This is a genomic window from Streptomyces sp. NRRL B-24085 (genome assembly GCF_001282115.1).
Classification (GTDB): domain Bacteria; phylum Actinomycetota; class Actinomycetes; order Streptomycetales; family Streptomycetaceae; genus Streptomyces.
Genome location: NZ_LJBR01000118.1, coordinates 19,064 through 29,751 on the forward strand (window position 1 = coordinate 19,064; position 10,688 = coordinate 29,751).

The 10,688-nt window shown below is 71.8% G+C and carries 9 protein-coding genes; 3 read left to right on the forward strand and 6 right to left on the reverse strand.

What is annotated here, in order from left to right; all coding sequences use genetic code 11:
- Nucleotides 1-23: 23 nt before the first annotated feature.
- The 3 genes from AOJ26_RS15130 to AOJ26_RS15140 are packed head-to-tail and all read right to left on the reverse strand — an operon-like array spanning nucleotide 24 to nucleotide 4,289.
- Nucleotides 24-716, reverse strand: coding sequence for a response regulator transcription factor (locus AOJ26_RS15130; protein ID WP_053848792.1), 693 nt, complete (start codon nucleotides 714-716; stop codon nucleotides 24-26).
- Nucleotides 713-2,035 carry a sensor histidine kinase gene (locus AOJ26_RS15135; protein ID WP_053848793.1) on the reverse strand — a complete coding sequence of 441 codons (1,323 nt, stop codon included), beginning with the start codon at nucleotides 2,033-2,035 and terminating at the stop codon, nucleotides 713-715. The genes AOJ26_RS15130 and AOJ26_RS15135 overlap by 4 nt, the downstream gene beginning before the upstream one ends.
- A 7-nt stretch (nucleotides 2,036-2,042) precedes the next feature.
- A complete protein-coding gene (locus tag AOJ26_RS15140; protein WP_053848794.1) occupies nucleotides 2,043-4,289 on the reverse strand; it encodes an MMPL family transporter in 2,247 nt (748 codons plus the stop codon).
- 241 nt (nucleotides 4,290-4,530) lie between these two features.
- Between AOJ26_RS15140 and AOJ26_RS15145 the strand changes: the two genes are divergently transcribed.
- A complete protein-coding gene (locus tag AOJ26_RS15145) occupies nucleotides 4,531-5,232 on the forward strand; it encodes a GNAT family N-acetyltransferase (RefSeq protein WP_053848795.1) in 702 nt (233 codons plus the stop codon).
- Nucleotides 5,233-5,472: 240 nt separating this feature from the next.
- On the opposite strand, the gene AOJ26_RS15150 is transcribed toward AOJ26_RS15145, so the two are convergent.
- From AOJ26_RS15150 to AOJ26_RS15160, 3 genes are all read right to left on the reverse strand, one after another.
- A complete protein-coding gene (locus AOJ26_RS15150) occupies nucleotides 5,473-6,048 on the reverse strand; it encodes a hypothetical protein (RefSeq protein WP_053848796.1) in 576 nt (191 codons plus the stop codon).
- A gap of 83 nt (nucleotides 6,049-6,131) precedes the next feature.
- A complete protein-coding gene (locus AOJ26_RS15155; RefSeq protein ID WP_053848797.1) occupies nucleotides 6,132-7,562 on the reverse strand; it encodes a helix-turn-helix domain-containing protein in 1,431 nt (476 codons plus the stop codon).
- Entirely contained in the window at nucleotides 7,559-7,864 is a 306-nt protein-coding gene (locus tag AOJ26_RS15160; RefSeq protein WP_078959902.1) for a helix-turn-helix domain-containing protein, read from the reverse strand. The genes AOJ26_RS15155 and AOJ26_RS15160 overlap by 4 nt, the downstream gene beginning before the upstream one ends.
- A gap of 225 nt (nucleotides 7,865-8,089) precedes the next feature.
- Here AOJ26_RS15160 and AOJ26_RS15165 point away from each other — a divergent pair, with 225 nt between their 5' ends.
- Together AOJ26_RS15165 and AOJ26_RS15170 are read left to right on the forward strand one after the other, a co-directional pair.
- The gene (locus AOJ26_RS15165; RefSeq protein WP_086723865.1) at nucleotides 8,090-9,211 is read left to right on the forward strand and encodes a glycoside hydrolase family 53 protein; all 1,122 of its coding nucleotides are present in this window, start codon (nucleotides 8,090-8,092) and stop codon (nucleotides 9,209-9,211) included.
- 156 nt (nucleotides 9,212-9,367) lie between these two features.
- A partial coding sequence (locus AOJ26_RS15170) for a cytochrome P450 (RefSeq protein WP_053848798.1) occupies nucleotides 9,368-10,688 on the forward strand: 1,321 nt, incomplete at its 3' end.

The window sequence follows — 10,688 nt, forward strand, 5'->3', positions numbered from 1 at the left end:
ATCTGCTCGCAGGAGCACGCGAATTACGCCCGGTGGTCGGTGCCGCCGTTGGGAGCGGCCTGGACCAGGCCCGTGCGGTAGGCGATGACGACGAGTTGGGCCCGGTCGCGGGCGTCGAGTTTCGTCATGGCGCGCTGCACGTGGGCGCGGACGGTGAAAGGGCTGAGGAACATCCGCTCGGCGATCTCCTGGTTGGACAGGCCGGTCGCGACCAGGGCCACCATCTCGCGTTCACGCGGGGTGAGCACGGCGAGCCGTTCCGGGTGGTGCGCGGGGGCGTCCTCGGGTGTGGCGAGGAAGCGGGCGACCAGGGAGCGGGTCGCGGCGGGCGACAGCAGGGTGTCGCCGTCGGCGATCGTCCGTACGGCGGTGAGCAGGTCCTCGGCCCCGATGCCCTTGCCGATGAAGCCGCCGGCCCCGGCGCGCAGAGCTTGGGCGACGTACTCGTCGGTCTCGTAGGTGGTCAGGATCAGGATGCGGCTGGCCCGCAGTTCGGGGTCGGCGCAGATCTGTGACGTGGCGGTGAGGCCGTCCACCTCCGGCATGCGGATGTCCATGACCACCACGTCCGGGCGCAGCTCACGGGTGAGCCGCACCGCCTCCCGTCCGTCGGCGGCCTCACCGACCACGGTGATGTCGTCGGCGGAGTCCAGAAGCATCCGGAAGGCACTGCGCAGCAGCGCCTGGTCGTCGGCGAGCAGCACCCTGAGCGTCACCGCGCCTCCTCCGTCCTTCCGTCGTCGCTGACCTCGTCGGGCGTCCGCCCCTCGACGGCCGTTGCCGCTTCCGCCGCGGGCTGGGTGTCCTTGGCGTGCGGGAGCGGCAGCCGGGCGGAGACGAGGAAGCCGCCTTCCGGGCGCCTGCCCGCGGAGAGGTGTCCCCCGACCGCGGTGGCGCGTTCCCGCATCCCGATCAGACCGTACCCGGGCGACCGGTCGGCCACCGTGGACCCGGTCCGGCCGGTAGGCGCAGCGGACGCCGCCCCCGTCGTACGGGCGCCTCGTCCGTCGTCGGCGACGGTGATCGTCACCCAGTCATGGCTCCAGACGAGGCCCACCCGGGCGGTGCCGGTCCCGGCGTGTTTGGTCACGTTGGTCAGGGCCTCCTGGAGGATGCGGTAGGCGGTGAGGTCCGCACCCGGCGGCAGCGGCCTGGCCGTGCCCTCCTCATGGACCGACACCTCCAGCCCCGCACGGCGGAAGGACTCCAGGAGGGTGGGCAGCCGGGACAGCCCGGGCGCCGGTTCGGCGGGCGCGGACGCGTCCCCCGACTGGCGGAGCAGCCCGACCGTGGCCCGCAGGTCGTCGAGCGCGTCGCTGGTGGTCGCGACGAGTTCGTGGAGGCTTTTGCGGGTCTGCTCCGGGCGGGTGTCGAAGAGGTGCGCGGCGACCGTGGCCTGCGCGTTGGCCAGGGTGATCTGATGGGCCACCAGGTCGTGCAGTTCCCGGGCGATGCGCACCCGTTCCTCGGCCACCCTGCGACGCGCCTCGCTGTCCCGGCTCTGCTCGGCCCGCAGGGCCCGCTCCTCCATGGCCGCCAGGTAGGCCCGCCGGTTCCGCACCGAGTGCCCCAGGACGCCGGCCACCAGCGGGAACGCCGCCACCGCACCCACCCTGCTCGCGTCCCGCCACGACAGGGCCCCGAACAAGGGGGTCGAGGCGACCAGCAGCGCCACGGAGACGAGCACCACCGCGCTCACCGCGCGCCGTTCGGTGCGCGCGGTGAGCGAGTAGGAGTAGGCGGTGATCACGGCGGGGGCCGCGATGAGGGGGCTGAGCAGCAGGCCGAGGAACGGCCCCAGTACGGCGCTCCCGGTGGTGACCGCCATGGCCGTCCGGGGCGCCCGGTGCCGTACCGGAAGCACGGCACAGGACACCACGGAGACGAGATAGGCGGCGGCGGACGGCGGGAACAGCATGCTGCCGTCCTGCACGACTCCCCCGAGCAGACAGATCGCGAACGCCGTCGCCGTGACCGCTCCCTCCCGCCACCACCTGCCGCGTGGTCGCGGGCCACCGCCGCCCGTGTGCGTCATGGCCGGCTCAGTCCCGGCCGACGGGGAGTCGCCGTACCGCCGCGTCGGGCCCGGCCGCCGAGGCCGCGGGGGCCGGGACGCGCCCGTTCAGTGCCTCACCCTCGATGTCCACGTTCGGCAGCACGCGGTTCAGGATACGGGGCAGCCACCAGGCCCGGCGGCCGAGCAGGGCCAGGACCGCGGGGGCGATCGCCATCCGGACCACGAAGGCGTCGAAGGCGACCGCGGCGGCCAGGCCGACGCCCATGGTCTGGATGGTCGGGTTGTTCATCCCGATGAACCCGGCGAACACGCTCACCATGATGACCGCCGCCGCGGCCACCACCCGTCCGCTGTGCCGGAACCCGTGGACGATCGCCTCGCCGGGGGACGCGCCGTGGACGTAGGCCTCCCGCACGCGGGTGAAGAGGAAGACCTCGTAGTCCATGGCGAGGCCGAACACGATGCCGATGATGAGGATCGGCATCAGGGACATGACGGGTCCGGTCTGCTCGATGCCGATCAGGTCCGCCGCCCAGCCCCACTGGAAGACGGCGACGAGGACACCGAAGGCCGCTCCCACCGACAGCAGGAAGCCGAGGGCCGCCTTGACCGGGACCAGGAACGAACGGAAGACCACCGTCAGCAGGAGCACCGCGAGACCGATGACCACGCTCAGATAGGGGATGAGGGCGTCGGACATGGCCTCGGATATGTCGATGTTCAGCGCGGTGGTGCCGGTCACTAGGACGGCGGCGCCCGTGGCGGCCTCGACGCCCGGTACCGCGTCCCTGATCGCGTGCACCAGGTCCTTCGTCTCAGCGCTGTTCGGCGCGGTCCGCGGGACGGCGGTGAGTACGGCCGTGTCCTTCGCCCGGTCGAGCACCGGCTCGCCGACGGACGCCACCCCGTCCACCGCCCCTACGGTCCGGGTGACCAGGTCCGTGGTGGACCGGGGGTCCTTGGCCTTCGACATGTCGACGACCACGGTCAACGGGCCGTTGAATCCGGGGCCGAACCCTTCCGACAGCAGGTCGTAGGCGCGGCGCTGGGTGGTCTCCACCGACTTGGACTCGTCTCCGGGCAGCCCGAGTTCGAGGCTCAGCGCCGGCAGGGCCACCGCGCCGAGTCCGAGCCCGGCGACCATCAGCACGGCCACCGGCCGGCGCAGCACGAACCGCGCCCAGCGGGTGCCGAGCCCGGCCCGAGCGGTCGTGTCGGGCACCGGGGACGTACCGCCGCGCCGACCCGCCTTCCGGACCGTGCGGGAGAGCACCCGGTGACCGAAGAAGCCGAACAGCGCGGGGACCAGGGTCAGGGCGACGAGTACGGCGAGGGCCACGGCCCCGGCGCCGCCCAGGCCCATCTTGGTGAGCTCGGGGATGCCGACGACCCCCAGACCGACCAGGGCGATGACGACCGTCGCGCCGGCGAAGACCACCGCCGATCCGGCCGTGCCCACCGCCCGGCCGGCGGCCTCCTCCGGTTCGCTGCCCCGGGCCCGCTCGTCACGGAAGCGGGAGGTGATGAACAGCGCGTAGTCGATACCGACCGCCAGCCCCAGCATCAGCGTCAGGATGGCGACCGTGGACGTCAGGCCCAGCGGCACGGTCAGCGCGGAGACCAGGCCGAAGGCGATGGCCACGCCCACGAACGCGGTCAGCAGCGACAGCCCGGCGGCGACCAGCGAGCCGAGGGCGAGGACCAGCACCACGGCCGCCACCGACACGCCGATGAGCTCGGTCGTCCCGCCCAGCTCCTCCTCCGCGTCCAGGGCCGAGCCGCCGATCTCCACGGTCAGCCCTGCGTCCCGGGCCCGGTCGGCGGCGTCCTCGAGGGCGCTCTTCGTCGGCTCGGTCAGATCGACGGCGTCCGCGGTGTAGGTGATCGTGGAGTAGGCGATGGTGCCGTCCTCGCTGACGGCACCGGTCGTGTAGGGGTCGGTGGCCGACTCCACCTGCCTGCCCTTGTCGAGCGTGTCCAGGGCCTCCTCCACGGCCGCCTTGTTCGCCTCGGCCGTCACCCGCTGTCCGGCCGGAGCCCGGAACACCAGACGGGCTTCGGCGCCTTGGGCGTTGCTCTGCGGGAAGCGCTCGTCCAGCAGGTCGAACGCCTGCTGCGACTCGGTACCGGGCATGGCGAGGTCCTCGTCCTCGCCGGCCGGCGCCAGGGCGGCCGCGGCGAGGGCCAGCAGCAGGGCACCGAGCCACAGACCGCCCACGAGCCGGCGCCGCCGGAAGGCCCACCGTCCGATCCGGTAGAGATGAGTAGCCACCTGTCGATCACTCCAGACGCCGTCAGCAAGGGAAACGTGCGGGATCCGCACGTCTCCAACCCTTCCTTCCGGCGCCCTGCCGGGCATCGTCCTGCGTCGCCGACCTGCCCTGGTCCCCGCGGACCAGCCGCACCCGGGTCCTGGTGCGTAAGCACTAGCCGTAACCCGCGGGCGCGGCGAGTTCCGAGGGCGGCATAGCATTTCCGCGTAGCCGGCGTCGCTCCGAGAAAGGCACAGCACGATGACGAGCGGGGATGCGGCCGTACTCGACGATCCGGTGGGGTCGTCCCTGCGGGAGCGCCATACGGGCCTGGCCCGCCGGCACGGTCGTGCCGCCGCCTATCTGCCGGACGTCGCGACCTTCGCCGCGGTGTCCCGCGTCCCGGAGGCGGCGGACTGGGACGACCTGGCACGGCTGCTGGGCCCGGGCGCCTTCGCCGATCTGTTCAGCGGCGAGGGCACCCCGCCGCCGGACTGGGCGCCGGTCTTCGCCCTCGAAGGACGTCAGATGATCCGGCCCGGCACCGGCCTCTCGGACCTCTCCGACCCCGCCCCCACCGATGTGGTGGAACTGGGCAGGGCCGATGTGCCCGCGATGCTCGACCTCGTCGAACGGACCCGGCCGGGGCCGTTCCTGCCGCGCACCCATGAGCTCGGCACCTACCTGGGCATCCGCGCCGGCGGCAGGCTCGTCGCCATGGCGGGCGAACGGCTCCGGCCGCCCGGCTGGGCCGAGATCAGCGCCGTCTGCACGGCGCCCGAGGCGCGCGGACAGGGCCACGCCGCCCGCCTGCTGAACGCGCTCACCGCACGCATCCTGGCCCGCGGCGAACGCCCCTTCCTGCACGTGGCCGAGGAGAACACCGCCGCGATCGCGCTCTACGGACGGCTCGGCTTCGAGACCCGCAGGCATGTGACCTTCCGCGGCTTCCGCACGCCCTGAGGCTCACCGGGGTGACGGCCAGGGGCCCGTACACGGTCGTCCCCGCGCCGCCCCGCGACCGGACCGGGCCCGCACCCGAAACGGAACACGGCGTCCCCGGCAACAAGTACTGCGACGAGCCGTACCCGGTGTCGGTGTTCGCCGGTGTCGGTGTTCGTCCGCGCGGGCTCGGTCGCCGGGGATCTCGGCATCCCCACCCGCTGACGCGGACGCCGGTCCTCCGACCCGCCCAGGGGGACCTCAGGCGGCGAACCCGATCGCGGTGACGAACTCGTACTCTCCCCACTGGCTGCCGAGATCGACCACGACGTCGTTGACCCATGCCTCGTCGAGCGCGGCGTCGTCGCCCGCGGCCCACGCCCGTACGACGCGGTCCCACCGACGGACGTTCAGGGTGCGGAACTCCACGGCCCGTTGGCGCGGACGGGGCACCTGGCTCTGGTTCAGCGGGTGGAACTCGACGCGGGTGCCGCGGCCTTCACGGTTCAGGCGTACGAGCAGGTACCGCGCCACGTTCTGCCGGCGCACGGCCCGGTAGGCGCTCTCGATCTTCTCCAGGTTGCGCTTCGAGGGACTGCGGCGCTCCTCCAGCCACGCCCTCAGCGTGCGGTCGGTGACCGTGAGACCGGCCTCGCGGGCCCCGGCGCGGGCGTGCTCGGTGCGGGTGAGGTAGTGCAGCCGGGCCAGCAGACCGCGCCGGGTGGTGACGGGGGTCGCGATGAACGTGGCGAGCGCGTCGAGCTGCCGGGCCACGGCCTCGTGCCCCCTGATGCCCCGAGCCCCGTACTTCCCGAACTCGATGTTCCTCTCCGGCACCCGGTCTCCTTACGCCCGCCGCTGATCGAAGGATGCTCGTCGGCCCAGACCGCAGAACATCCAGAGGCTACCGTCCGTCGGTCTCATCCGTTCGGCGGCTCGGCGCCGACGGTGTAGACGTCCTTCACCTTCACCTCGGTGACACCGCGCCCCTCGGCGAACACCGCACGCCAGTCACCGGTCACGTGCAGTTCGTCGGTTCCCATCGCGCGGACGACCATGAGGCCCTCGTCGTAGGCGCGGTGGGCCTTCCACCACAGGTTCACGAAGGCCTGGGAGCGGATGAGGTGCATCCAGTCGGCGCGGTACAGCTCCCGGTTGTAGTTCGACTCGCCCATCGTGGAGACGAACTTGCTGTACATGGCCTTCACGTACTCGAGGGTCACCTCGTCGTCCTCGGCGATCGCCCGGTCACGGGCGTCCTTGAGGGCGATGCGGAACTTCTCCAGCAGGTTCTCGGTGGCACCGGAGGTCCAGGACTCGTGGATCTGCGGGGGGTCGCACAGCCCGTACTTGGGGCCCGCGAGGCGCAGCAGCAGACGCAGGGTCGGCTCGGTCACCCACAGCGGGCCCGGCTCGTCCCGGCTGCCGAGCGGGTTCGGCAGGTAGGCGTCGTGGTCCCAGTCGGGCGGGGTGATCAGGTGGACGCCGGCCCGGCGCCGGTCGTGGTCGCCGCCGGTGGAGTGCTCCAGTTGGCCGATCGGCAGATGCGTCTTGAGCGCGGACAGGTAGGCGCCGTTGACGTCGAGGGCGGTCACCTCGTGCTCGCCGGGCGGCAGTTCGGGCCGGGTCCACTTCGGGCGCGCCTCCCAGATCTGGTCGGCGCCGCGCGCGGACTGCTTGCGCAGGATGTCGGGCAGCCAGGGGTGGGCGACGACGTCGTACCGGCCGCCCTTGCGGCTGTCGTCGAGGAGCGCCATCGCGTCCGGGATCGCCCGTTTGACCAGCGCCGCCGTCGCCGCCTCCACGTCACCGGAGTGCTGGTCGAGCGCGGCCGCCACGGCGGCGGCGATCAGGTCCGGGGTGCCGGCCGCCTGTACCCGGCGGCCGACGGGTACGACCTTCACGTCGCGCGGGGCCGCCTTCGTGGGCTGAGGCGCCGGCGAGGTGTCGCCGGTTCCGCAGTCCGCGGGGTCCAGGTGCTGGGGGAAGCCCTCGACCTGGTGCCGGGCCGGGCGACCGCACAGGACACACGGGCGCGGCTCGGGCAGGGCGTCCTCGTCGAGGCCGGTCTCCTCCTCGGCGTCCGCCACCTCGCCTGCGGGGTCCGCGGCGGCCAGCTTCGTCCGGGCCCCCTCCAGGAAGTACGCGTACTTCTCCCGTACCTCGCCGCTCGGCTCCCTGCCGGTCTCCCAGCCCCCCACCGTGGACGCGCTGACGTTCAGAGCCCTCGCCAACTGCGCGCGGGACACGTTCAGTTCCTCGCGCAGGGCGCGCCGCTCCTCGGCCGACGGCAGCGGGACCTCCTGCTTCGCCCCGGCGAGCAGCGCGTCGATCGCGTCGAAGTCCGTCACCGGGTGCCCCCGTCCGAAGCGGCCGCGGGGCGTACGACCCGGCCGGGGACCCGGCGTCGCCGGGCGGGGAGCGTCTCGGTCGCCCGGGTGGGACCGGCCAGGAGGTCCAGCGGGTCGATGCCGTAGTGGTCGGCGACCGCGTCGCAGTCGGCCAGGCTCCAGGCGGCGGTGCCGGACTGACGGCGGCTCACCTGTGCCTGGCTCACGCCCAGGGCGCAGGCCAGTTCGGTCTGCGACTCACCAGTCGCGTACAGGAGGGCGGCCACGGCCGACCGCACCCGCTCGTCGAGCGTCATCCGCATGGCGGGGAACCTACCACTCCGGACGCACCCCTCATGCGTGACACGTATAGCGGTGGACACACTGCCGAGCAGGCCTGTGTACGTACACAACCGCACTCCCCCACGCCTACAGCTCTCACCTCACGAAATGCTGCGGACACATGTATTTACAGCTCCGACCTCGCTCCCTACTGTGAACGTTCACGGAATCCGGTTCACATGGTCATGTCAGACAAGGAGGTCGGGATGACCGTCAAAGGTCCGCGTCGCCTGATGAGGGCCGCCATGCTCCTGGCGGCCCTCGCCCTGCCCGCATCCCTGCTCACCACGTCCACCAGCGCCTCCGCCGCCGGGACGCTCACCATGCGCGGTGCCGACGTGTCGACCGCCCAGCGCGCCCTCGACCTCGGTGCCAAGTACTACGACGCGAGCGGCACCGCCCGGGACCCGCTGGACATCCTCAAGGGCCTCGGCGTCAACTACGTCCGCCTGCGGGTCTGGAACAACCCGGCCAGCGGCTACAACAACAAGGCCAAGGTGCTGTCGTACGCGAAGCAGGTGAAGGCCAGGGGGCTGCAACTGCTGGTCGACTTCCACTACTCCGACACCTGGGCGGACCCGGGCAACCAGAACAAGCCCGCTGCGTGGGCCGGGCACACCATCAGCCAGTTGCAGACCGACGTCTACAACTACACGTACGACGTCTGCAACAGCCTCAAGTCGCAGGGCACCACCCCGGACAGCGTGCAGATCGGCAACGAGATCAACGTCGGCATGCTGTGGAACGAGGGCAAGGTCGTCAACAACGACTTCACCAACCTCAGTCTGCTGCTCAAGTCGGGCTACAACGCGACCAAGGCGTGCAACAGCGGCACCCGGGTCATCATCCACACCGCGGACGCCGACAGCGACGCCAACGCCCGCTGGTTCTACGACGGCATCAAGGCCAAGGGTGTCAACTGGGACATCACCGGGCTGTCCTACTACTGCCCGTGGCACGGCACGATCGCCAACATGGGCAGTGTCGTGGCCGACATGAGGTCCCGGTACGGCAAGGACGTCGTCATCGCCGAGACGGCCTACCCGTTCACCTCGGCCGACGCCGACGGTACCGCCAACTCCATCACGACCGGCTGCTCGGGCTACCCGCTCACCTGGCAGGGCCAGGCGGACAACTTCACCGCCGTGCAGAACGCGGCCCGCAGCAACGGCGCGATCGGGGTCTTCTACTGGGAGCCCACCTGGTACGCGGTGACCGGCAACGGCTGGGACCCGGCCGACATCGCCAACAGCGGCAACGGCTGGGACAACATGGCCGTCTTCAACTGGACCGGCAAGGTGAACCCGAACGTCAAGTGGACGCCGTAGCAGTCGACTTGGCACAGCGGCGGCACCGTCCCCGGGCGGTGCCGTTCGCCGTCGGCCGGCTTCCCGGAGCGCCGGGTCGGTAATCACCCCCCGCCATGGAGGCAGCGCGGGGGGTCACATTACTCTGGCGTAGCGCCTGAGCGAGGGAAGGAAGCCATGGGGGTTCAACTGAACAGTGGATCGGCGGCCGGCCACGAGTCGCTGGAGTCGATGAGCCTCGAACCGCTCATGACCCGCGACTACGAACGGGATCCGGCGATCGTGTACGAGCGGCTGCGCCGGACGCACGGTCCGGTCGCGCCGGTCGACCTGCTGGGGGTCCCCGTCTGGCTCGTGCTGGGCTACGAGGAGGCGTACGAGGTCCTCCGCGACGACCACGCCTGGCCGAAGGGGCTGGAGAACTGGCGGGCCCGGCGGGAGGGGCGGCTGCCCGAGGACTGGCCGCTCGCGCCGTCACTGGACGTCAACCATGTCCTGATCCAGGGCGGTGAGGGCTACCGCGGGCTGAAGGTGGCCTGGGACACCGCGCTGCGCCCCTTCCAGGACCCCCGGCATCCGGTGGCCAAGCGGCTGAAGGCCCAGATCACCCGGGACGCCGACGAACTGATCTCGCTGTTCACCCAGGGCGGCCGCACCGGCTGGGCGGACCTGTCCGCGCAGTTCTCCCGGCCGCTGCCGCTGATGGTCGCCAGTCATCTGCTCGGCTTCCCGGGCTCCCAGCACGACGACGCGCTGATGGACATGTGGCGGGTGCTGGACGCCGGCCCGGACGCGGGGCCCGCCCTTGAGCGGCTGCTGGCCACGCTGTCGGAGCTCGGCGCTTCGAAGATGAAGGAGCCCGGCGACGACTTCCCCTCCTATCTGCTCGCCTCCCATCCCGGCCTGAGCGTCGAGGAGTTGTCGCGCGAGCTGATGATGCTGCTCGGGATGACCTCGGACCACGTCGGCATCCTGATCTCCAACACGGTCGTCGAGGTCATCACCGGGAACCTCCCCGCGAGCGCCAGCCTGTCGGCGGGTCTGATCAGGGAGACCATGAACCGGGTGGTGATGCAGAAACCACCGCTGATCAACTTCGTGCCGCGGTTCCCGGTGAAGGACATGCGGCTCGGCGACTACACCATCGCGGCGGGCGATCCGGTGTGGGTGTCGGTCGGTGCCGCGCACGCCGACCCGGCCTTCGCGGGGAAGGTCTGCCCCGAGTCGACCATCAGCACGCGGGCCCATCTGTCCTGGGGTGCCGGTCCGCGGCAGTGCCCGGCCCGGGAACTGGCCGGGGGTGCGGCGGCGATCGGAGTGAGCAGGCTCTTCGAGCGGCTGTCCGGGCTGGAGTTGTCGCTGCCGGTCGACCAACTGCCCTGGCGCTCCTCGCCGTTCATGCGCGGTCTGCGGTCGCTCCCGGTGCGGTACACGCTCTCGGGCACGCCCGCCCAGCCCGTGCCCGAGAGCGTGTACCGCACCGGGAGCGACCGCAGAC